Origin of the sequence: Bradyrhizobium sp. cf659 (assembly GCF_900113725.1) — a bacterium.
GTDB lineage: Bacteria > Pseudomonadota > Alphaproteobacteria > Rhizobiales > Xanthobacteraceae > Bradyrhizobium.
In genome coordinates, this window is sequence record NZ_FOQJ01000002.1 from 59,304 (window position 1) to 80,508 (window position 21,205).

Genomic DNA, 21,205 nt, shown 5'->3' on the forward strand with positions numbered 1-21,205 from the left:
TTTGTTTTGTTTCGAACAGCCGTCGGTGCGGCGCATGTCGACATGGCGCGATGTCGGGTTTGCAACAATTGGCAGCCGTGAAGCTATCTAACTCCAATCGTTTCGTTTTTCGCGTTCGGCGCGTGCTGGCACACTCGTTGCAAAAGTCCTTGTGGAAGACGACCTCGCGCAAAGAGATCGCGAGAGCGGCGCGCCGATTGAGGGCAATCGGCCGAAGGAGAGCAGAGTGACTGTACCGGGACAGGTCGCGTTGTGAGGTCTGTCGATCGTCCATCAGGCGCTTCGGAGGAGGCGTCCGATCGTTCACACAGGGATAACCGAGGGATATTCGTATGAGCCTAGCAACCACCGAGAGCGTCGCCGAGATCAAGGCGCGCAACAAGCAACTGATCGACGAGGTCTTGAAGGTCTATCCCGAGAAGACCGCCAAGCGTCGCGCCAAGCATCTCAACGTGCACGAGGCCGGAAAGTCCGACTGCGGCGTCAAGTCGAACCTGAAGTCCATCCCCGGCGTGATGACCATCCGCGGCTGCGCCTATGCCGGCTCCAAGGGCGTGGTGTGGGGCCCGATCAAGGACATGATCCACATCAGCCACGGTCCGGTCGGCTGCGGTCAGTATTCCTGGGCCGCGCGGCGCAACTACTACATCGGGACGACCGGCATCGACACCTTCGTCACCATGCAGTTCACCTCCGACTTCCAGGAGAAGGACATCGTGTTCGGCGGCGACAAGAAGCTCGCCAAGATCATCGACGAGATCCAGGATCTGTTCCCGCTCAACCACGGCATCACCATCCAGTCGGAGTGCCCGATCGGCCTGATCGGTGACGACATCGAGGCGGTGTCGAAAGTCAAGTCCAAGGAGTACGACGGCAAGACCATCGTGCCGGTCCGCTGCGAAGGCTTCCGCGGCGTCTCGCAGTCGCTCGGTCACCACATCGCCAACGACGCCGTGCGGGACTGGATCTTCGACAAGGTCTCCCCGGACGCGAAGCCGGCGTTCGAGTCCACGCCCTATGACGTCGCGATCATCGGCGACTACAACATCGGCGGCGATGCATGGTCCTCGCGCATCCTGCTCGAGGAGATGGGCCTGCGCGTGATCGCGCAATGGTCCGGCGACGGCAGCCTCGCCGAGCTGGAAGCAACGCCCAAGGCGAAGCTCAACGTCCTGCACTGCTATCGCTCGATGAACTACATCTCCCGCCACATGGAAGAGAAGTTCGGCATCCCCTGGTGCGAATACAACTTCTTCGGCCCCTCCAAGATCGCGGAATCTCTGCGCAAGATCGCGAGCTTCTTCGACGACAAGATCAAGGAAGGTGCCGAGCGCGTCATCGCGAAATACCAGCCGCTGATGGACGCGGTGATCGCGAAGTATCGCCCGCGCCTGGAGGGCAAGACGGTGATGCTGTTCGTCGGGGGCCTGCGTCCTCGCCATGTGATCGGCGCCTATGAGGACCTCGGCATGGAAGTCGTCGGCACCGGTTACGAGTTCGGCCACAACGACGACTACCAGCGCACCGCCCAGCACTATGTCAAGGACGGCACGCTGATCTATGACGACGTCACCGGCTACGAGTTCGAGCGCTTCGTCGAGAAGATCCAGCCCGACCTCGTCGGCTCCGGCATCAAGGAGAAGTACGTCTTCCAGAAAATGGGCGTGCCGTTCCGTCAGATGCATTCCTGGGACTATTCGGGTCCGTATCACGGCTATGACGGGTTCGCGATCTTCGCGCGCGACATGGACATGGCGATCAATTCCCCGATCTGGAAGAAGACCAAGGCACCCTGGAAGGATGCCCCGCGGCCGAGCCTGATGGCGGCGGAATGAAAGCAGGATCCGGCCCCTCCCATTCAGGGAGGAGCCGGGGCAGGCGATCGAACACGAAATCCAACGAAGGTGCCACGATGACACAGAATGCCGAACACGTGCTCGATCACTTCGAGCTGTTCCGGGGTCCGGAATACCAGCAGATGCTGGCCAACAAGAAAGCGCTCTTCGAGAATCCGCACGATCCCGCGGAGGTCGAGCGCATCCGCGAATGGGCCAAGACGCCCGAATACCGGGAGAAGAACTTTGCCCGCGAAGCGCTGACCGTCAACCCCGCCAAGGCCTGCCAGCCACTCGGCGCGGTGTTCGTCGCGGTCGGCTTCGAGGGCACGCTGCCCTTCGTGCACGGCTCGCAGGGTTGCGTCGCCTATTACCGCAGCCATCTGTCGCGGCACTTCAAGGAGCCGAGCTCCTGCGTCTCCTCCTCGATGACGGAAGACGCGGCCGTGTTCGGCGGCCTGAACAACATGATCGACGGGCTTGCCAACACCTACAACATGTACAAGCCGAAGATGATCGCGGTCTCCACCACCTGCATGGCGGAAGTGATCGGCGACGACCTGAACGCCTTCATCAAGACGTCGAAGGAGAAGGGCTCGGTCCCGGCCGAGTTCGACGTTCCCTTCGCCCACACGCCTGCCTTCGTCGGCAGCCACGTCACCGGCTATGACAACGCGCTGAAGGGCATCCTGGAGCACTTCTGGGACGGCAAGGCCGGCACCGCGCCGAAGCTCGAGCGCAAGCCGAACGGCAAGATCAACTTCATCGGCGGCTTCGACGGCTACACCGTCGGCAATATCCGCGAGATGAAGCGCATCTTCGAGCTGATGGGCATCGAATACACGATCCTCGCCGACAACAGCGACGTGTTCGATACCCCGACCGACGGCGAGTTCCGCATGTATGACGGCGGCACTACGCTGGAGGACGCGGCGAACGCGATCCATGCCGATGCAACCATCTCCATGCAGCAATATTGCACGGAGAAGACGCTGCCCTTCATCGGCGGTCACGGCCAGGAGGTCGTTGCCTTCAACCACCCGGTCGGCGTCAGCGCCACCGACGACCTCCTGATGGCGCTGTCACGGATCACCGGCAAGGCGATCCCGAAGGCCCTGGAGCAGGAGCGCGGCCGCCTGGTGGATGCCATGGCCGACTCCAGCGCGCATATTCACGGCAAGAAGTTCGCGATCTACGGCGATCCGGACCTCTGCTACGGCCTTGCGGCCTTCCTGCTCGAGCTCGGGGCCGAGCCGACCCATGTGCTCTCGACCAACGGCAACAAGGCCTGGGCCGAGAAGATGGAGGGGCTGTTCGCGAGCTCGCCGTTCGGCAAGAACTGCCACGCCTATGCCGGCAAGGATCTCTGGCACATGCGCTCGCTGCTGTTCACCGAGCCGGTCGATTTCCTGATCGGCAATACCTACGGCAAGTACCTGGAGCGCGACACCGGCACGCCGCTGATCCGCATCGGCTTCCCGGTGTTCGACCGCCACCATCACCATCGCTATCCGGTGTGGGGCTATCAGGGCGGCATGAACGTGCTGGTGAAGATTCTCGACAAGATCTTCGACGAGATCGACAAGAACACCAACGTGCCGGCCAAGACCGACTACAGCTTCGACATCATCCGCTGACGTCGAGAATATCTGCCGCCGCCCCGCAAGCCGGCGGCGGCAGACGACAAGTCTAGCCAAAGTGATCGAGACTGCGGGGCAACGACGCTCGCGCAGCGGGTCTGTGGATAGGAGAAATGAATGACTTCGCTGTCGGCGACCATCCAGGATGTCTTCAACGAGCCGGGCTGCGGCAAGAACGCCAACAAGTCCGAGGCGGAGCGCAAGAAGGGCTGCACCAAGCAGTTGCAGCCGGGCGGAGCCGCCGGCGGCTGCGCCTTCGACGGCGCCAAGATCGCGCTCCAGCCGTTCACCGATGTCGCCCATCTCGTTCACGGCCCGATCGCCTGCGAAGGCAATTCCTGGGACAATCGCGGTAGCGCTTCCTCCGGCTCCGACCTCTGGCGCCGCAGCTTCACGACGGACATGAACGAGACCGACATCGTGTTCGGCGGCGAGAAGCGGCTCTACAAGGCGATCAGGGAGGTCATCGAGAAATACGATCCGCCGGCGATCTTCGTCTACCAGACCTGCGTTCCCGCCATGATCGGCGACGACATCAACGCGGTCTGCAAGGCGGCCGCGACCAAGTTCGGCAAGCCCGTCATTCCCGTCAATTCGCCGGGCTTCGTCGGCCCGAAGAACCTCGGCAACAAGCTCGCCGGCGAGGCGCTGCTGGAGCACGTGATCGGAACCGAGGAGCCGGACTACACCACGCCCTACGACATCAACATCATCGGCGAATACAACCTGTCCGGCGAATTCTGGCAGGTCAAGCCGCTGCTCGACGAGCTCGGCATCCGCATCCTCTCCTGCATCTCCGGGGACGGCAAGTACCGCGAGCTCGCCTATTCGCACCGGGCGAAGGCCGCGATGATGGTGTGTTCCAAGGCGATGATCAACGTCGCGCGCAAGATGGAGGAGCGCTACGGCATCCCCTTCTTCGAGGGTTCCTTCTACGGCATCCAGGATTCCAGCGATTCGCTGCGCGAGATCGCGCGCATGCTGATCGAGCGCGGCGCGCCGGCGGAGCTGATGGACCGCACCGAGGCGGTGATCGCACGCGAGGAGGCCAAAGCCTGGGCCGCGATCGAGCGCTTCAAGCCGCGCTTCAAGGACAAGAAGGTGCTGCTGATCACCGGCGGCGTGAAGTCGTGGTCCGTGGTCGCGGCGCTTCAGGAAGCGGGTCTCGAGATCGTCGGCACCTCCGTGAAGAAGTCCACCAAGGAGGACAAGGAGCGCATCAAGGAATTGATGGGCCAGGACGCCCACATGATCGACGATATGACGCCGCGCGAGATGTACAAGATGCTGAAGGACGCGCGTGCCGACATCATGCTGTCCGGCGGCAAGTCGCAGTTCGTCGCGCTGAAGGCGGCGATGCCCTGGCTCGACATCAACCAGGAGCGCTGCCACGGCTATATGGGCTATATCGGCATGGTCCGGCTCATGGAGGAGATCGAGAAGGCGCTCTACAATCCGATGTGGGCGCAGCTCCGCCGTCCCGCGCCGTGGGACGATGCAGGCGTGAACTGGCAGGCGAAGGCGATCGCGCAGATGGACGCGCAGGCTGCCGAGATCGCCGCCGATCCCGTGCTCGCCGAGGCCACCCGGAGGGCGAAGAAGATCTGCTTCTGCAAGACCGTCGACCTCGGCACCATCGAGGACGCGATCGCCGCGCATGGCGTGACCACGGTCGACGGCGTCAAGGAGCGTACCAACGCGTCGGGCGGCTGCGGCGCCTGCAAGGGGCGGATCGAGGACATTCTGGCCGCGCAGCCTGCGCCCGTGCTCCAGGCGGCGGAGTAGGTCCGATGGCGATCGTCACCACCTCGAAGAAGGCCTGCTCGGTCAATCCGCTCAAGATGAGCCAGCCGATCGGCGGCTCGTTCGCCTTCATGGGGCTGCGCGGGGCGATGCCGCTGCTTCATGGCTCGCAAGGCTGTACCTCGTTCGGCCTGACGCTGTTCGTGCGGCATTTCAAGGAAGCCGTGCCGATGCAGACCACCGCAATGAGCGAGGTCGCGACCGTGCTCGGCGGCTATGAGAATGTCGAGCAGGCGATCCTCAACATCTACAATCGGACCAAGCCGGAAATCATCGGCATCAACTCGACCGGCGTCACGGAGACCAAGGGCGACGACGTCGAGGGCTTCATTCGCCTGATCCGGCAAAGACATCCGCAGTTCGAAAAATTCCCGCTGGTCTACGTCTCGACGCCCGACTTCAAGGACGCCTTCCAGGACGGCTGGGAGAAGACGGTCGCGCGCATGGTCGAGGTGCTGGTCGACCCGGTCGAGGCCGGAGCTGTGCGCGATCCCGCGCGTGTCAACGTCCTGCCGGGCTGCCATCTTACGCCCGGCGATCTCGACGAGCTGCGCACGATCCTGGAGGATTTCGGCCTCAAGCCGTCGTTCCTGCCGGACCTTGCCGGCTCGCTCGACGGCCATATCCCGGACGAGTTCACGCCGACCACGATCGGCGGCATCGGGGTCGACGAGATCGCCACCATGGGGCAGGCGGCCTGGACGATCGCGATCGGCGCCCAGATGAAGCGGGCGGCGGAAGCCATGCAGCAGAAGGCCGGCGTGCCGTTCCGCCTGTTCGAGCGGCTCTGCGGCCTCGTCCCCAACGACGAATTCATCGCCTTCCTGAGCGAGATCAGCGGCCGGCCGGTCCCGACGAAATACCGCCGGCAACGCGGCCAGCTCGCGGACGCGATGCTGGACACACATTTCCACATCGGCGGCCGCAGGCTCGCGATCGGCGCCGAGCCGGACCTGCTGTTCGATCTCTCCAGCATGCTGCACGAGATGGGCGCCGAGGTCGCGGCCGCGGTGACCACGACGGTCTCGCCCGTGCTCGAACGCATCAAGACCCAGGAGGTCCTGATCGGCGATCTTGAGGATCTCGAGGAGCGCGCCAAGGCGCGCGACTGCGATCTCCTCATCACCCATTCGCACGGCCGCCAGGCCGCCTCGCGCCTGAAGATCCCGTTCTATCGCGCGGGCTTTCCGATGTTCGACCGGCTCGGCGCCGGTCACCAGCTATCGGTTGGCTACCGCGGCACGCGCGATCTGGTCTTCGATCTGGCCAATCTGGTCATCGCCGACCGCGAGGCCAACCATCAGCCGACCCCCGACACCTGGCGGACCACGGACAGCGGCCTTCAGGTCGTCCCGCCACAACTGCACTGACGGAAGAAGAGGGACCAGATCGATGAAAGTCGCCTTTGCCACCCAGGACCTGAAGCGCGTGGATGCGCATTTCGGCTGGGCCAAGAACATCGCCATCTACGACGTCAATCCGGACGGCCATCGCTTTGTCGAGGCGATCCAGTTCGACGGAGACCTCAAGGAGGATGGCAACGAGGACAAGCTCGCGCCGAAGATCGAGGCGATCAAGGATTGCACGATCCTCTATGTCGCGGCGATCGGCGGCTCCGGCGCGGCGCGGGTGGTTGCCAACAACATCCATCCGATGAAGGTGACGCAGCCGGAGGCGATCACCGACCTGTGCAGCAAGCTCGAGGATGTGCTGAAGGGCACGCCGCCGCCCTGGCTGCGCAAGGTCCTCGCCAAGGACCAGGAACGCACGCTTGATTTCGAAGATTGAGGGAAACGAACATGGTCGATGCGGCTGAACTGATCCAACCCGATTCCGCGGCAGATGCTCCGTTCGTCAAGGAGCTCATCAATATCTGGCGGGCCCAGGACACTCACGGCGCCTGGGAGGGCAAGAAGGATCTCGATCTGCTCGAGCCCTACATCCTCGACAAGGAGAAGCGCCGGGCGCTGCCGATCGTCGGCGATCCCGATCCGGATACGATCTGGCGGCTGGAGCTGTTCTTCAATGCGGTTGCGCTCTCGATCGAGAAGGCGACCGGCGTGATGATCTCGCCGATGCTGAAGATGCACCACGAAGGCTTCGGCCGCATGGTCCTGATCGGTGGCCGTCTCATCGTCGTCAACAAGCAGCTCCGCGACGTGCACCGCTTCGGATTCGACAATCTCGGCAAGCTCGCGGCGGAAGGCGACAAATATGTCGCGGGCGGGGTCGAGATGATCCGCAAGTTTCCCGATGTTGCAAACTACTGAGGTTCGAGCATGAGCGATCTTGAAACGCTGAAGGCCGAGATCAAGAAGCTGTCGGCCAAAGCCACGCAGGCCAAGATGGACCTCCACGATCTCTCGGAGGAGCTTCCGATCAACTGGACCTCGATCCTGAGCGTGGCCCAGAAGGCCCACGACGCCTTCGCCGAGCTCGAGCGCAAGCGTGAGGATCTCAAGTCGCTGGAAAAGGCATAACCGGATCTCGACCATGTCCTACGCAACCCGCGACGGCCGCGATTGGAAGCCGGACTATCTGGTGTCGATCGATGCCCAGAAGTGCATCGGCTGCGGCCGCTGCTACAAGGTCTGCGGCCGCGAGGTCATGACGCTGAAGGGCATCAACGAGGACGGCGAGATGATCGAGCTCGATGATGATGATGACGAGGTCGAGAAGAAGGTCATGGTGATGAACGACGACGGCGCCTGCATCGGCTGCGGCGCCTGTGCGCGGGTCTGTCCGACCAACTGCCAGACCCACGCCCCCGCGGCCGCCTGAGCGCCGTACCGGATCAGCAATGAGCAAGACCCAGTTCGCCAGATACAATATCGGCCAGGTGATCCGCCACCGCCTCTATGCGATGCGTGGTGTCATCTTCGACGTCGATACGTCGTTCGGCGGTATGGATACCGAGCCCGCGGCCAACGGCAGGACACCGAGCCTGGTCTATCGGCTGTTCGCCGAAGACGACGAGGTTCCTTTTGTGGCCTGCATCGCCGAGCATGATCTGGAGCCCGACGATTCCGGCGAGCCGGTCAGTCACCCCGGCATCGGCAGCCTGTTCGACGTGGGCGAGGCGGGCAGCTATCGCCGCCGCAGCCAATCGATGAATTGACGCGGGCGACCGCGCGGCGCCTCACTCGATCCCCTGCTCACGGGCCTTCATCATCGCGGCAATACGGAACCGTTCGTGAATGGCGACGGGATTGGCGAGCATGTCGGCTTCGGCGTTCCTGAACGCGGCGAGCACGATTTCGGCTTCCTCCGGCGTCAGGGGCACGCGGCCTGCCATGTGGGTCGCATCCGGCACGGCGGCCCGGATCGCGCGGCGATAGGGATGATCCTTCACCTCGATCAGCTCGCTCGCTTCGAGCTTGCCGCCCAGCGTGATTGCGAGCCCGACAACCTCGAGCTTGCGGCCGTCCTGTGTGGTCTTGACCAATATCGCCATCGTCACTCGGCCTCCTGCGCCGCGAACCACATGTAACCACCGTCATCCCAGAGCTGCGCCAGTGCCTGGTCGGGCTTCCAGGCCAGATGTTGCCGCCGCACCGCGCGATAATCGGCGCCGAAGCGCAGGGCATCCTCGCCCAGGAGATGGGCGACGAAGAAGTCGGCCTTTGTCCGCAGCTCGTAGGCCGATCGATCGGCGCTTGCCCGCAGCTCGAACCTGTCTCCGTCGGACAGGACGTGGATCGGCCTCGCGCCCCCGTCGGCTGCGGCGGGCATCACGGCACCATCGGCATGGCAAAGCCGGGGCGCGGATGGGCATCGTAATAGTCGGGCCGCTCCGGCCAGCCGCCTTCGGCGATGAACTTGAACGCGGTGATCTTCACGGGCGCTCCTTGCGAGCAGGAGACCTCGGCGAACTTGACCTCGCGCGTACCGGGCCCGGCGGAAAAGTCCGCCACCACGGTTCCGTCGGCCTTGCAGGCGCGGGCAAAGCCGGGCGTGCCGACGCTGCTCGCGGGTACGGGATTGACCGCCAGGTTCGCGCCGGCGACATCGGCGCCGAAGGCGGGGTTCGCGAACCTGAATGTCGCCAGCACCTCACTGCGATCGACCGGGCGATCCGCGGTGATCGGGCGCGCGACCGAATAGACGGTCAGCGTGCCGCCATCGAGCAGCGCCTTGATCTCGTCTTCGGAGCAGGCGGCGAATTCGGACGCGACGTTCATGTCATTCTCCATGCCAACGGGCCTGACTGAACAACATCAAATTCCATGCCACGTTGCGTGCGCGCCGAGATGGAGCCGCGTCGCCGGATATGAGGAAATCTGCTCGCAAACCGCGCCCGCATGCCGAACCGGACCGGGACGTCGCGACAACGAGGAGGGGCGTGTCGGATTCCGTACAGAACAAAGGGAGCGCATCGTGCCGCATCGCTAGCGCGGTTCTTGCAATGCCTTCGAGGCATCCGACCGCAACGAGGACAGCATGGACCAGAATACCGCCTATGCGATCTGCGCCTTCAACGACATTCCGAGCCAGCGGGCGATCGGCTTTCATCTCGTGATCGTCGGCGAGGACGGCGCGCCCCGGCCCTGGCCGATCGTGATCGTGCGCTGGGGCAAGCAGGTGTTCGGCTATCTCAACCGATGCCCGCATGACGGTGTGAACCTCGACTGGGAGCGCAACCAGTTCCTGAATGGCAACGGCACCCGGCTGATGTGCGGCAAGCACGGTGCGACCTTCGAGCTCGGCACCGGAAATTGCGTGGACGGTCCATGCAAAGGCCAGAGCCTGACGCCGATCGCGCTCGCCGTGCTCGACGGCGACATCTGCGTCACCGGGGTCAGGCTGGTTGAGGAGGAAGAGACGGCCTGCGAGGAAGAGGCCTGAGGCGACTGCGTCAGACCGGACGGTTCTCGTTGCGGTTCTTCACCGGCTCCATCCTGGCGACGCCGTCCTCGTAGGAGATCTCGGCAAAGGAACCGTCGAGATCCCTGGCGGCGTCGAGCAGGTAGTCGAGCTTGCCGGCGGTATCGAGCTTCTTGATGTCGTTCTTGTCGACGCCGGCAAGGTCCATCATCTCCTTCCACACCGTCGATTCGTCGCAGGGCAGCACGCGGAACTCGATGTCGCCGATCCTGGTGCGGTATTTCGCCAGGAGGTCGATGTTGTTGCAGAACATGAAGTAGCTGCCCTTCGGGCTCAGCGCGCCGTCCAGCACCTTGGCGACGTCGGCGAGATAGGCGAAGGAATGCAGATAGCCGGCGAGCACCGGGATGGTCTCTTCGCCCTCCTGTGCCACCGTCAGCACCTGCTCGATCGAGTAATCCGGCGGCCGCTTTTCGTCGGCGACCTGGGCCTGGAATTTCAGCGCGATGTCGCCGCGAAAGCCAAAGCGGCCCGGCTTGGTGGTGTCGCCCTTCAGCACGGCGTTCAGCAGCCGGCCCTCCTTGTCCAGGCGGCCAAGGGCGGTGTTGTCGATCGACGTCATGAATGCCTCCTCGTCTCATTGCCGCACACGGACGTGCGCAAAAGTTTCGGCCGGTCCTATGCAAGGAGTTTGCCGACCGCGCGTGTATGCGCCGAAAGTTTGAATGCAGCAGGAATCCGGGCCGGTTTGCGCAGCCGATGCGCAACGCCCGGTATCGCGTTGCCGTCTCGTTTGTCCCGGCGTCGCCAGGGCCGCGTGTCGTGAACCCGACAAGCGTCGCAAAGGCAACAGGCCGGCCACGTGAAAACGCAGTGGTTTCAGACGTATGCGCTCTGGCACGGGACTTGCGATCCCTCATTGCAACGGACCCAGACAGCGAGGGCGAGCGATGATCAACCTGACGGACAGCGCGGTGAATGCGGTGAAGACCGCGATCTCCTCGGCGGCGCAGCCGGCGAGCGGCTTGCGCATCATGGTCGAAACCGGCGGCTGCGCCGGCTTCAAGTACATGATGGGCCTCGCCGAGGAAGCCAAGCCCGACGACACCGTCATCGAGCGCGGCGGCGTGAAGGTGTTCGTCGACAACAAGAGCCACGAGCACTTGAACGGCACGACGATCGACTTCGTCGTCGCGCTGGAGGGCTCCGGGTTCACTTTCGACAATCCCAACGCGAAGTCGAGCTGCTCCTGCGGCAAGTCGTTCAGCTGAGCCGTGTCCTTCGATCCCCGCAAGAAAGAGAACATGAAATGCTCGTCGAATCCGAACATCTCAAGCAGTTGCCGGCCGCCGAACCCGGCGATCGTGAACGCATCGTTCGCGCCGTGCTCGACGAGATCCGGCCCAATCTCAAGCGCGACGGCGGTGATTGCGAGCTGCTCGAGATCGACGGCAACAAGATCATGGTCAGGCTCACCGGGGCCTGCGTGTTCTGCAAGCTCGCCAGCGCGACGCTGGAGGGCATCCAGGCCCGCCTGATCGAACGGCTCGGCGAGTTCGTCCGCCTGATCCCCGTTGCCGGGGCGGCCAAGCCCCGTCACTGAACAAGGCTCGCCACTGAAAGAGGGCTTCCGTGCGGCCAATCTACCTCGACAACAACGCGACGACCCGCACGGATCCTTCCGTCGTCGCGGCGATGCTGCCGTTCTTCTCCGAACAGTTCGGCAACGCATCCTCGGCGCATGCCTTCGGCAGCGACGTCGCCGGAGCGGTGCGGGAGGCGCGGCGCCGCGTGCAGGGCCTGATCGGTGCTGCGTTCGATCACGAGATCGTCTTCACCTCGGGCGGCACCGAATCCGACAATGCGGCGATCCTGTCTGCGCTCGCGGTGCAGGAGGGACGCGACGAGATCGTCACCACCGCCGTGGAGCATCCCGCCGTGCTGTCGCTGGTCGAGGATCTCGGTCGCCGCGGCGTCAAGAGCCATCTCATCCCGGTGGATGCGCGTGGTCGTCTGGACATCGAGGCCTACCGGCGCGCGCTCGGCCCGCGCACCGCGATCGCCTCCGTGATGTGGGCCAACAACGAGACCGGCACGGTCTTCCCGATTGAATTCCTGGCGAAGATGGCTCGCTCGGCCGGTGCGCTGTTTCACACCGACGCGGTGCAGGCCGTCGGACGGATTCCGATCGACCTGAATGCCACCGAGATCGACATGCTCTCGCTCTCCGGCCACAAGCTGCACGGCCCCAAGGGGATCGGCGCGCTCTATGTACGCAAGGGGACGAAATTCCAGCCGCTGATCCTGGGAGGTCCGCAGGAGCGCCGCCGCCGTGCGGGCACCGAAAACGTGCCCGGCATCATCGGGCTCGGCAAGGCAGCCGAGCTTGCAACGGCGCAATTTGAACAGGAGCGGACGCAAATCGCCGCGCTACGCGACCGGTTGGAGCAGGGGATCTTGCGGCTCGGCCACTGCATGGTGCTGGGCGACCTCAAGAGCCGGCTGCCGAATACGGCGAACATCGCCTTCGAGCATGTCGAGGGCGAGGCGATCATCCATCATCTGAACCGCGCCGGCATTGCCGCCTCGCTGGGATCGGCCTGCGCCTCCGGCTCGATGGAGCCCTCGCACGTGCTGCGCGCGATGAGCGTGCCGCCGCGGGCGCTACGCGGCGCGATTCGCTTTTCCCTGTCCCGCGAAACAACGGCCGAGGAAATCGACCGCGTCCTGCACGTGCTGCCGGACATCCTATCGAAACTGAGAGCATTGTCTCCTTCGTGGCAAGAGCGCGCGAGCGGCACCTCTCTTACCGAGGAGCTCAGCCTATGAAAGTCATGATTCGCCGCTCGCCTGAGACCGGCCTGTCGATCTACGTGCCGAAGAAGGATCTCGAGGAGCCGATCGTGGAATGCGAGCATGCGACGCTGTGGGGCGGCTGGATCAGGATCGCCAATGGCTGGGTGCTCGACCTGCCGCAGATGGCCGCCGATACCAATTTGCCGATCACGGTCAACGCCAGGAAGCGCGGCGGAGAGGGAGACGAGTGATGAACGCACCGGTCCCGCAGATCGACTTCGCCGCTCCGGCCGATGCCGAAGCCATCTTCAGCGGCATCGTCGCGCGGCTGCGCGGCGGCGACGTCATCCCCTATCTCGGACCAGGCGTCGCCGAGCTCGCCGGGCCGGCCGTGCCGATGAATCCGGAAGCGCTGGCGGCCTTTTTCGGCACCAGGGTCGCGCTGCCGCGACGCGCCAGGGGCAATGCCTGGGCCTCGGCGCAGCACATCGAGAGCACCAGGCATCGCGCCACAGTGACAGCGCTGATGGCGGACGCCTTTGCCACCCCGGTGGCGCCGACCGCGCTGCATCGCCATCTCGCCACCCTGCCACTGCCGCTGATCGTCGACAGCTGGTACGATGGCGCGATGCGGAGCGCGCTTGCCGCGCGCAGTGACTGGGGCGAGATCCAGGGCATAACTCGTGCCGGCATCGGCGAGGACCGCTGGTACCGGTTCTACGATGCCGCCGGCCAGGAGGTCGATCGCGCACAGGCCAAGGACTGGACCACGATCCTCTACAAGCCCCACGGCAGTGTCGCGCCGGCGAAGAATTTTCTGATCTCCGACGCCGACTATGTCGAGGTGCTGACCGAGATCGACATCCAGACGCCGATTCCGGACGAGGTGAAGGCGCGCCGTACCGGCCGCAGCTTCCTGTTCCTCGGCTGCCGCTTCAACGACCAGCTCCTGCGAACCTACGCGCGGCAGTTGTCGAAGCGTTCCGCGGACATCCATTATGCCGTCGTGGAGCCCGACGCGCTGTCGAAGAACGAGCTGCGCTTCCTGGTGAGCCAGGGTCTGATGCCGCTCGCCATCCCGCTCCCGCGCGCGATCGAGCTCGTGCTGGCGGGCTGACCTCCATCGCGTTGTCGACCTGATATCTCCGCGCGAATTGGTTTTCGCGCGGAGATCCGCTGCGCATCGATGCATGTCGCCGATGATGTCGCGTCTGTCACCTTTCCAACACGCGTTGGCAACCCGACATTCCCGAACACGCGCGCTAACTCATTGAAGCAAGCCGAGAAAGTTGCGGACGCGACGGTGGCATGCGGGTTGCTAATACCTTTCCAGAACGACTCTTAGAACGCTTCTCGAAATCAGAGCCCCGCGAAATCCGTTCGGCCTGCAAGGAGAACTGAGAAAATGGACGTTTCAGCGCAACACGACGCGAGCAGCAACGGTCCCGTCGCCGAAGTCGGCGAGATCATGCAGGCCATCGCCGAGCACAAGGGGTGCGGCACCACCGGCGGCAGCGGCAAGGCAAGCTGCGGATCGCAGGCGGGGCAGGGCGATCTGCCGACCGAGATCTGGGAGAAGGTGAAGAACCATCCCTGCTACAGCGAGGAAGCACACCATCATTATGCGCGCATGCACGTCGCGGTCGCGCCGGCCTGCAACATCCAGTGCAACTACTGCAATCGCAAATACGATTGTGCCAATGAATCGCGCCCCGGCGTGGTCAGCGAGAAGCTGACGCCCGAGCAGGCCGCCAAGAAGGTGCTGGCGGTTGCTTCCACCATTCCGCAGATGACCGTGCTCGGCATCGCCGGCCCCGGCGATCCCCTGGCCAACCCCGAAAAGACATTCAAGACCTTCGAGCTGATCAGCAAGACCGCGCCTGACATCAAGCTCTGCCTGTCGACCAACGGGCTCACGTTGCCCGACCACGTCGACGCCATCGCGCGGTTCAACGTCGATCACGTCACCATCACCATCAACATGGTCGATCCCGAGATCGGCGCAAAGATCTATCCCTGGATCTTCTACAAGCACAAGCGCTACACCGGCTTTGAGGCCGCCAAGATCCTGACCGATCGGCAGCTCCAGGGCCTCGAGATGCTGACCGAGCGCGGCATTCTCTGCAAGATCAACTCGGTGATGATCCCCGGCATCAACGACCAGCACCTGGTCGAGGTCAACAAGGCCGTGAAGTCGCGCGGTGCCTTCCTGCACAACATCATGCCGCTGATCTCCTCGCCCGAGCATGGCACCGTGTTCGGCCTGAACGGGCAGCGCGGCCCCAGCGCGCAAGAGCTCAAGGCGCTCCAGGATTCCTGCGAAGGCGAGATGAACATGATGCGGCACTGCCGGCAGTGCCGCGCCGACGCGGTCGGCCTGCTCGGCGAGGACCGCAGCGCCGAGTTCACCACCGAGAAGATCATGGCGATGGAGGTGAAGTACGACGCCGACACCCGCAAGGCCTATCAGGCCAAGGTCGAGGAGGAACGCGTCGCCAAGGTCGCGGCCAAGCAGGAGGAGCTGGCCGAGCTCGCCGGTAGCTCCAGCGACATCAAGGTGCTGGCCGCGGTCGCGACCAAGGGCTCCGGCCTGATCAACGAGCACTTTGGTCACGCCAAGGAGTTCCAGGTCTACGAGCTCTCGACCACGGGCGCCAAATTCGTCGGTCATCGCCGCGTCGATCTCTACTGCCAGGGCGGCTACGGCGAGGAGGACAGCCTCGAAACCATCATTCGCGCGATCAACGATTGCCATGCCGTGTTCGTCGCCAAGATCGGCGGCTGCCCGAAGGGCGATCTGATCAAGGCCGGCATCGAGCCGGTCGATCAATACGCCCACGAGTTCATCGAGAAGTCGGCGATCGCCTGGTTCAAGGCCTATCTCGACAAGGTCAACAGCGGCGAGATCGAGCACGTGGAGCGCGGCGATGCCGCGATCCGCCAGGGCGCGCTGATCTCGGCGGCTTGAGGAGGGATCGATGCCGTTCAAGATCATCGCCTCGCAGTGCACGAGCTGCTCGGCCTGCGAGCCGGAATGCCCGAACGTTGCGATCCGCGAGAAGGGTGGGACGTTCGTGATCGATCCCAAGAAATGCACCGAATGCCTCGGTCATTTCGACGAGCCGCAATGCGTGGCGGTCTGCCCGGTCGACAACACCTGCGTCGTCGATACGTCACTGCCGCGCTACCAAGCGCCTGCCTGAAGGAGGAAAGGGATGAACTTCACCATTACACCGGCGGCGCAGAAGTTCATGCGCATGATGCTCCGCGTCGACGGCGGCGCGGGCAGCGGCTTTCGTCTCGCGGTCAGTCCGGGCGGCTGCTCGGGCCTCGCCGCCGACGTCAGCGTGCGCGCCGAGCCGCAGGCCGGCGATGCGGTGGTCGAGCGCGACGGCGTCAAGCTGTTCCTGCCGGCCGAAAGCCGGCTGCTGCTCGACGGCGTGACCATCGATTTCGCGGATACGCCGACCCAGACGGGGCTCGTGTTCCACGATCCGAAGCAAGTCTCCTGCGGGCATCACTGAACAGGCGCGAATGATGTCCGACACGTTTGTCAGTCCGCAAGTCGAGATCAACGAGGCGCTGGTGACCAGTGCCTTGCTCGGGCGCGGGCTGCCGAGCGAGGCGGAACATCATTTGTGGGAGGCAGGGCTCTCCTATCACCTGGACGACATTGCCGAACGTCATCTGCGTGAAGCCGAGGCGCTCGCCCCTGGTCACGCCGCCGTGCTGATCGGTCTCTATCGCTTCTATTTCTACAAGGGACGTCTTGCCGAGGCGCTCGATGTCGCCCGGCGCTGCCTCTTGAAGGCGGCTCAGGAGAACAATCTTCCGGCCGATTGGCGCCACGTGCGAGCGAGCGATGCGGAGTTCGGTCGCTATGAAAACATCCTGCCGCGTTTCTTCCTGTTCTCGCTGAAGGGCTACGCCTATTTGCGGATGCGCCTCGGTCAGGCGGATGAGGGGCGGCTCGCGGTCGAGAAGCTGCTCGAGCTCGATCCCACCGACAAGATCGGCGCCAAGGTGCTGCTGGGCGTGCTCGACCGGATGGGGCAGGACGATGAGTGACGACATCGACGAGGCGCTCGACTGGCAGGGCCGACAGGTCGATTGCGGAACTTGCGCGCATCTGGCGCTCAGCGGCACCGGTGGGTGCCGGATCAGGCATGCCTGCGTCAACGATCGCTATGCGCGCCGCATCGATCGCTTCTTCACCTGGAATTCCAGGCTTGCCGACAGCTATCTCGGCCATCCGCACTTCGAGGTGCGCGCGATCGCGGCAAAGTTCGCCAATCTGTTCCTGCTTCCGCCGTTGCTCGGCGACGCCGACGAGACCGTGCGCTGGAACGCGGTCCGCCGCCTGCCCAGGCGCTATGCGCTGGAATTGCGCAAGGATCCTCATCGCGAGGTCAGGATGCGGGTTGCCACTCTGATCGACGGCGACGAGCTGCTGCCGATGGCGTCCGATGCGGATTACTATGTCCGCCTCGTCGTCGCGCGCAGGCTGGCACCGCTGCTGCTCGGCCGGATGATTGACGACGAGGAAGCTGAAGTGCGCCGCGTCGTGGCCCGGCGGATACCGGACGAATGGCTGCTCGGCATGATCAACGATCGCGACGCCGCGGTGCGGCTCGAGGTCGCGCAGCGCCTGTCGCCGGAATCCCTGGTGCTCATGCGTCGCGATCAGGATTGGCGCATCCGCCACGAGGTCGCGAGCCGTGCGGCGGTCGGCGAGCTCACCGGGCTCGTCGAGGACAAGGACGCCCTGGTGCGCGAGGTCGCACTGTCTCGGGTCGCCCTGCGGCTGGAACGAGGAACCGGAGCGTCCCCATGAGCAACATCGTACGCGACAGCGACGTCGTCGAGCTGACGGCCCCGCCGTTCTTCTCTTTCGGCGAGAAGGTGCGGGCCAAGCGCACCATCCGCAACGACGGCACCTATGCCGGCAAGGAGATCGGCGACATCCTCGCCAGGAAGGGCGAGGTTGGCTACGTGGTCTCGATCGGCACCTTTCTCCAGCAATTCTACATCTATGGCGTCGAATTCCTCGAAAGCGGCAACCGCGTCGGGATGAAGCGCAAGGAACTTGATCCCGTCACCCCGCGCGACGCGGTCGAGGATATTCCGCTGCCGGAGGCTGCATCATGATGATCGAACCCAAATTGCCGAAGTATCAATGGGGCCAGCGCGTGAAGGCCGCGGTGGACCTGCACAATGACGGCTCGTTTCCCGATGCGCCGGCCGAGGGGCTCCTGGTCGGCGTCGGCGGCACCGGCGAGATCGTCCAGGTCGGCCGGCATACCGATGCGAATTTGCCGATCTATCTCGTCGAGTTCGGTGAGCGGCTGGTGGTCGGCTGCCTCGAAGAAGAAATCAGTCCGCTGTAGGGATGCCATGATGAATGCAGCGGTCCTCAGACAGCCGGACGTGCATCTGCCCGCGCATCCCAACGAGCTCGATCGCAGGCGGATCGAGCGCGCCCTCGGATCGCGCAAGCGCTATCGCTACGTCTCGCCGGTGGTCACGGGCGTGACCGGCGGCTATCTCGTCGAGAGCCCGTGCTGCTCGCGGAACATCGACGCGGAGGGCGGTGTCATCGACGTCGCGCTGCTGCATCACGATGCGGCGAGCGCGAGCTGGAAACTGTTTCGCAAGGATCACGAGACGGGCGCCTGGGAGCTGCATGGCGTGCATCAGCGGCTGGCATCGGTGACCGATGCCCTGAACGCCGATCCCGAGCGCGTGTTCTGGCAATAGCGGAGTGGGGGAATGGCAGTGGCGGCAATCGAACTGGCTGAAATCGAGCAGATGCTGGCATCGCCAAACGCGGCGCCGCGGGCCTATCTCGAACTGCGGCAGAAATTCCCCCATCTTGTCTGGATCCGCTGCGATGCGTCCGACGTGACGGAGACGCCGTACCGAAGCTTTGCGGAGTTCGATCTGCATCTGCTCGACAGTGCCGATCATTGCGCTGAGATCACCGACGATCCGGCACGCGCGACCGGCATCGTGCTGGCAAGGCGGGCGGTCCGGTCATGACGGAGCCTGCTCTCGTCTATGACGATGTGGAAACCGGCGAGGTCCCGGTCGAGACCGGTTTCATTCCGCTCTCCGATCCCGACGTCACGCTGGCGGAGATCGGGGCGGTCGATGCCGTCCTGCGCTCGCCGCGGCTCTCCAGCGGTCTGCTCGCGGAGGAGTTCGAGGCTGCGTTTGCCGCCTATGTCGGCCGAGCCTATGCGGTTGCGGTGCCGAGCGGCACCATCGGCCTCGTGCTCGCGCTGAAGGCGTATGGCATCGGCGCCGGCGACGAGGTCGTCGCCTCGTCCTATTCGTTCCGCGAAACCGCGCATGCGATCAGCCTCGCCGGCGCGCGGCCCGTGTTCGCCGATATCGACTATTGGTCCGGAACGCTGGCGCCCCTGAAGGTGGAGGAACGCATCACGCCCCGGACGCGCGCCATCCTCGCGGCCAACACCAACGGCCATCCGGCACCCTGGTCGGAGCTGCGCGACATCGCGGCCCGGCACGGCGTGCTCCTGCTGGAGGACTCCACCGAGGCGATCGGCTCGCGCTACAAGGACAGGCTGGTCGGCGGCTTCGGCGACGTCGCCGTGTTCGATTTCGCACAGCCCTCGCTGCTGACCTGCGGCGAGGGCGGCATGGTCGTCACCGACGATATCGACCTTGCCGTGACGCTGCGGCGCCACCGCTCGCACCGGCTGAATGAGCGCTCCTCGGTCGTGGTCAGCTCGGCGGCGTCCTATCAGGCGGGGATCAGCGATCTCGCGGCCGCGCTCGGGCTGGCGCAGCTCAGGCGCATCGACGAGATCATCGAACGCCGACGGCTGGTCGAGCAGCTCTATGCAACGCATGTGCAGTCCTTCGAGGGCATCAAGCCGCCCTATATCGCGCCCGATGTGACCGAGGTGAACTGGTTCCTCTATCTCGTCCATCTGGGCACGCGCTTTACCCGCTCCAGCCGCGACGCCATTGCCGAGGATCTCCGGGTCGAGCAGGTCGAGGCGGCGGCCTACAGCCATCCGCTGCATTTGCAGCGACATTATTTCGATCTCGGCTATCGGCGCGGCGACCTGCTGGTCACCGAGAAGATCGCCGACCGCGCCGTCGCGCTGCCGTTCCATACCCATCTCACCGACGGCCAGATCGAATTCATCGTCGAGACCATGAAGGACGCCTCGATCAATGTGGGCGCGGGAGCGGCGATCTACTGAACCACGGATACGCATAACAGAGAGGATGAAGACCATGACCACACTGACCGTCATGCCCGAAGGCAAGACCATCGAGGTTGCGGAGGGCACGACGCTGCTCGCCGCGCTGCTCGGAGCCGAAATCGCGATCCCGCACAAATGCGAAGGCCAGGCCAAATGCGGCTCCTGCCACATCTTCGTGCAGGAGGGGCGCAAGGGCCTGTCGAAGATTGCTCGGCTCGAGAACGAGAAGCTCGATTCGATCGTCGGCGTCGGCTCGAAGTCGCGCCTTGCCTGCCAGGCCACCGTGCTCGGCACCGAGGACGTCAAGATCGAGCTGCTCGGCTTCTCGTCGGGCTTTTGAACGCGGGAGCGGGACGATGGACAAACAGAACGTCATTCTTCACGCGCGCTTTGCGCCGAACGGTACCGTGGTCGAGATCAGCGAGCGGCCCGAGGGCCTCGCGCCGCAGGCCTGGTTCGACTTCCTCAGCGACAAGGCCGGCGACGTCTACCAGACGCTCGCGGGCGGGCGGGGCGTGTTCCGGTTGACGCGGGACGAGCTCACGGCGCTGAAGCAGGCGGCCGCGCCGGCGGCGGCCTGACCGGCGGGAGGAATGCCATGGGTTCGGAAGAGATCGACGTCTTCGTGATCTGCGCGAGCGACGCGATCGAGCGCGGCGGCGCCAGGGCCTTCAGCCTGTCGCGCATCGACGTATCAGGCGAAAGCCGGCCGTTCCCGATCGTCGTGATCCGGACCCATGACAACGCCTATGTCGGTTACGTCAACGCCTGCCCGCATGACGGGGTCTGGCTCAATATCGGCAGCGGCGACTTCTTCACGCAGGATCGCGCGTTCCTGAAATGCGGCCGTCACGGCGCCACGTTCGAGATCGACAGCGGGCTCTGCATCGACGGTCCCTGCAACGGCAAGAATCTCCAGCCCATCGCGCTGGCGGTGGTCGATGGTGAGGTCTGCCTGTGCGGCGAGCGGCTGGTCGAGGACGATCGCCCGTTCGACGCCTTCGACGACCATGACGAGACCATGGACATCATGATCCATCCGGATTAGCGGAGCACCGGGCATAACCGT

Annotated in this window: 32 protein-coding genes; 28 read left to right on the forward strand and 4 right to left on the reverse strand. The window is 64.3% G+C overall.

Going from position 1 to position 21,205, the window contains the following annotated elements:
- The first annotated feature begins 332 nt into the window (after positions 1-332).
- The 9 genes from nifD (at position 333) to hspQ (ending at position 8,396) form a co-directional block, all read left to right on the forward strand.
- Entirely contained in the window at positions 333-1,835 is a 1,503-nt protein-coding gene (gene nifD / locus BM118_RS09265) for a nitrogenase molybdenum-iron protein alpha chain (protein WP_092184497.1), read from the forward strand.
- 77 nt (positions 1,836-1,912) lie between these two features.
- Positions 1,913-3,472 carry a nitrogenase molybdenum-iron protein subunit beta gene (nifK, locus tag BM118_RS09270; RefSeq protein ID WP_092184499.1) on the forward strand — a complete coding sequence of 520 codons (1,560 nt, stop codon included), beginning with the start codon at positions 1,913-1,915 and terminating at the stop codon, positions 3,470-3,472.
- A gap of 120 nt (positions 3,473-3,592) precedes the next feature.
- Positions 3,593-5,260, forward strand: coding sequence for a nitrogenase iron-molybdenum cofactor biosynthesis protein NifE (gene nifE / locus BM118_RS09275; protein ID WP_092184501.1), 1,668 nt, complete (start codon positions 3,593-3,595; stop codon positions 5,258-5,260).
- A gap of 5 nt (positions 5,261-5,265) precedes the next feature.
- Positions 5,266-6,648 carry a nitrogenase iron-molybdenum cofactor biosynthesis protein NifN gene (gene nifN / locus BM118_RS09280; protein ID WP_092184503.1) on the forward strand — a complete coding sequence of 461 codons (1,383 nt, stop codon included), beginning with the start codon at positions 5,266-5,268 and terminating at the stop codon, positions 6,646-6,648.
- Positions 6,649-6,670: 22 nt separating this feature from the next.
- Entirely contained in the window at positions 6,671-7,066 is a 396-nt protein-coding gene (nifX, locus tag BM118_RS09285) for a nitrogen fixation protein NifX (protein ID WP_092184505.1), read from the forward strand.
- An 11-nt stretch (positions 7,067-7,077) separates the two neighbouring features.
- Positions 7,078-7,548, forward strand: coding sequence for a NifX-associated nitrogen fixation protein (locus tag BM118_RS09290; protein ID WP_092184507.1), 471 nt, complete (start codon positions 7,078-7,080; stop codon positions 7,546-7,548).
- 9 nt (positions 7,549-7,557) lie between these two features.
- On the forward strand, positions 7,558-7,758 hold the full coding sequence (locus BM118_RS09295) for a CCE_0567 family metalloprotein (RefSeq protein WP_092184509.1): 201 nt from the start codon (positions 7,558-7,560) through the stop codon (positions 7,756-7,758).
- A gap of 13 nt (positions 7,759-7,771) precedes the next feature.
- On the forward strand, positions 7,772-8,059 hold the full coding sequence (fdxB, locus tag BM118_RS09300; RefSeq protein WP_092184511.1) for a ferredoxin III, nif-specific: 288 nt from the start codon (positions 7,772-7,774) through the stop codon (positions 8,057-8,059).
- 19 nt (positions 8,060-8,078) lie between these two features.
- The gene (hspQ, locus tag BM118_RS09305; protein ID WP_092184513.1) at positions 8,079-8,396 is read left to right on the forward strand and encodes a heat shock protein HspQ; all 318 of its coding nucleotides are present in this window, start codon (positions 8,079-8,081) and stop codon (positions 8,394-8,396) included.
- Positions 8,397-8,417: 21 nt separating this feature from the next.
- Here the strand turns inward: hspQ and BM118_RS09310 are convergent, their stop codons facing one another.
- Genes BM118_RS09310 through BM118_RS09320 form a run of 3 tightly spaced genes read right to left on the reverse strand, consistent with a single transcriptional unit; the run spans position 8,418 to position 9,459 of the window.
- Positions 8,418-8,732: a hypothetical protein gene (locus BM118_RS09310; protein WP_092184515.1), complete on the reverse strand. Its 315-nt coding sequence runs from the start codon at positions 8,730-8,732 to the stop codon at positions 8,418-8,420.
- A 2-nt stretch (positions 8,733-8,734) separates the two neighbouring features.
- On the reverse strand, positions 8,735-9,010 hold the full coding sequence (locus BM118_RS09315) for a hypothetical protein (RefSeq protein ID WP_092184517.1): 276 nt from the start codon (positions 9,008-9,010) through the stop codon (positions 8,735-8,737).
- Entirely contained in the window at positions 9,010-9,459 is a 450-nt protein-coding gene (locus tag BM118_RS09320) for a hypothetical protein (RefSeq protein ID WP_092186103.1), read from the reverse strand. Before BM118_RS09320 ends, BM118_RS09315 begins: the two co-directional genes overlap by 1 nt.
- A 259-nt stretch (positions 9,460-9,718) precedes the next feature.
- Between BM118_RS09320 and BM118_RS09325 the strand changes: the two genes are divergently transcribed.
- Positions 9,719-10,123, forward strand: a complete 405-nt coding sequence (locus tag BM118_RS09325; protein WP_092184519.1) for a Rieske (2Fe-2S) protein — start codon at positions 9,719-9,721, stop codon at positions 10,121-10,123.
- A 10-nt stretch (positions 10,124-10,133) separates the two neighbouring features.
- Here the strand turns inward: BM118_RS09325 and BM118_RS09330 are convergent, their stop codons facing one another.
- The gene (locus tag BM118_RS09330) at positions 10,134-10,724 is read right to left on the reverse strand and encodes a hypothetical protein (protein ID WP_092184521.1); all 591 of its coding nucleotides are present in this window, start codon (positions 10,722-10,724) and stop codon (positions 10,134-10,136) included.
- Positions 10,725-11,052: 328 nt separating this feature from the next.
- Between BM118_RS09330 and BM118_RS09335 the strand changes: the two genes are divergently transcribed.
- The 18 genes from BM118_RS09335 (at position 11,053) to BM118_RS09420 (ending at position 21,184) form a co-directional block, all read left to right on the forward strand.
- Complete coding sequence (locus BM118_RS09335) at positions 11,053-11,373, forward strand: iron-sulfur cluster assembly accessory protein (RefSeq protein ID WP_092184523.1); 321 nt, start codon at positions 11,053-11,055, stop codon at positions 11,371-11,373.
- A 38-nt stretch (positions 11,374-11,411) separates the two neighbouring features.
- A complete protein-coding gene (locus BM118_RS09340) occupies positions 11,412-11,705 on the forward strand; it encodes a NifU family protein (RefSeq protein WP_092184526.1) in 294 nt (97 codons plus the stop codon).
- Between the two features lie 29 nt (positions 11,706-11,734).
- Positions 11,735-12,931 carry a cysteine desulfurase NifS gene (gene nifS / locus BM118_RS09345; RefSeq protein ID WP_092184528.1) on the forward strand — a complete coding sequence of 399 codons (1,197 nt, stop codon included), beginning with the start codon at positions 11,735-11,737 and terminating at the stop codon, positions 12,929-12,931.
- Positions 12,928-13,149 carry a putative nitrogen fixation protein NifT gene (gene nifT / locus BM118_RS09350; protein ID WP_092184530.1) on the forward strand — a complete coding sequence of 74 codons (222 nt, stop codon included), beginning with the start codon at positions 12,928-12,930 and terminating at the stop codon, positions 13,147-13,149. The genes nifS and nifT overlap by 4 nt, the downstream gene beginning before the upstream one ends.
- Positions 13,149-14,015: an SIR2 family NAD-dependent protein deacylase gene (locus tag BM118_RS09355; RefSeq protein WP_092184532.1), complete on the forward strand. Its 867-nt coding sequence runs from the start codon at positions 13,149-13,151 to the stop codon at positions 14,013-14,015. The genes nifT and BM118_RS09355 overlap by 1 nt, the downstream gene beginning before the upstream one ends.
- A gap of 288 nt (positions 14,016-14,303) precedes the next feature.
- Complete coding sequence (nifB, locus tag BM118_RS09360; RefSeq protein ID WP_177234156.1) at positions 14,304-15,866, forward strand: nitrogenase cofactor biosynthesis protein NifB; 1,563 nt, start codon at positions 14,304-14,306, stop codon at positions 15,864-15,866.
- Positions 15,867-15,876: 10 nt separating this feature from the next.
- Positions 15,877-16,101, forward strand: a complete 225-nt coding sequence (locus tag BM118_RS09365; RefSeq protein WP_092184534.1) for a 4Fe-4S binding protein — start codon at positions 15,877-15,879, stop codon at positions 16,099-16,101.
- 12 nt (positions 16,102-16,113) lie between these two features.
- Positions 16,114-16,422: a HesB/IscA family protein gene (locus BM118_RS09370; protein ID WP_092184536.1), complete on the forward strand. Its 309-nt coding sequence runs from the start codon at positions 16,114-16,116 to the stop codon at positions 16,420-16,422.
- Between the two features lie 13 nt (positions 16,423-16,435).
- On the forward strand, positions 16,436-16,966 hold the full coding sequence (locus tag BM118_RS09375) for a hypothetical protein (RefSeq protein WP_441299751.1): 531 nt from the start codon (positions 16,436-16,438) through the stop codon (positions 16,964-16,966).
- On the forward strand, positions 16,959-17,732 hold the full coding sequence (locus tag BM118_RS09380) for a 4Fe4S-binding leucine-rich repeat protein (RefSeq protein WP_092184540.1): 774 nt from the start codon (positions 16,959-16,961) through the stop codon (positions 17,730-17,732). The genes BM118_RS09375 and BM118_RS09380 overlap by 8 nt, the downstream gene beginning before the upstream one ends.
- Positions 17,729-18,046 (forward strand): nitrogen fixation protein NifZ, encoded by a 318-nt coding sequence (locus BM118_RS09385; RefSeq protein ID WP_092184542.1) that lies wholly within the window; start codon positions 17,729-17,731, stop codon positions 18,044-18,046. The genes BM118_RS09380 and BM118_RS09385 overlap by 4 nt, the downstream gene beginning before the upstream one ends.
- The gene (locus tag BM118_RS09390) at positions 18,046-18,285 is read left to right on the forward strand and encodes a nitrogen fixation protein NifZ (protein WP_092186105.1); all 240 of its coding nucleotides are present in this window, start codon (positions 18,046-18,048) and stop codon (positions 18,283-18,285) included. Before BM118_RS09385 ends, BM118_RS09390 begins: the two co-directional genes overlap by 1 nt.
- Positions 18,286-18,295: 10 nt before the next feature.
- Positions 18,296-18,655 (forward strand): DUF3024 domain-containing protein, encoded by a 360-nt coding sequence (locus tag BM118_RS09395; RefSeq protein ID WP_092186106.1) that lies wholly within the window; start codon positions 18,296-18,298, stop codon positions 18,653-18,655.
- A gap of 12 nt (positions 18,656-18,667) precedes the next feature.
- The gene (locus tag BM118_RS09400) at positions 18,668-18,937 is read left to right on the forward strand and encodes a hypothetical protein (protein ID WP_092184544.1); all 270 of its coding nucleotides are present in this window, start codon (positions 18,668-18,670) and stop codon (positions 18,935-18,937) included.
- Positions 18,934-20,133 (forward strand): DegT/DnrJ/EryC1/StrS family aminotransferase, encoded by a 1,200-nt coding sequence (locus BM118_RS09405; protein WP_092184546.1) that lies wholly within the window; start codon positions 18,934-18,936, stop codon positions 20,131-20,133. The genes BM118_RS09400 and BM118_RS09405 overlap by 4 nt, the downstream gene beginning before the upstream one ends.
- Positions 20,134-20,167: 34 nt before the next feature.
- A complete protein-coding gene (locus tag BM118_RS09410; protein ID WP_092186107.1) occupies positions 20,168-20,476 on the forward strand; it encodes a 2Fe-2S iron-sulfur cluster-binding protein in 309 nt (102 codons plus the stop codon).
- A 16-nt stretch (positions 20,477-20,492) separates the two neighbouring features.
- Positions 20,493-20,717, forward strand: coding sequence for a hypothetical protein (locus tag BM118_RS09415; RefSeq protein WP_092184548.1), 225 nt, complete (start codon positions 20,493-20,495; stop codon positions 20,715-20,717).
- 17 nt (positions 20,718-20,734) lie between these two features.
- Positions 20,735-21,184, forward strand: a complete 450-nt coding sequence (locus BM118_RS09420; RefSeq protein WP_092184550.1) for a Rieske (2Fe-2S) protein — start codon at positions 20,735-20,737, stop codon at positions 21,182-21,184.
- Positions 21,185-21,205 lie beyond the last annotated feature (21 nt).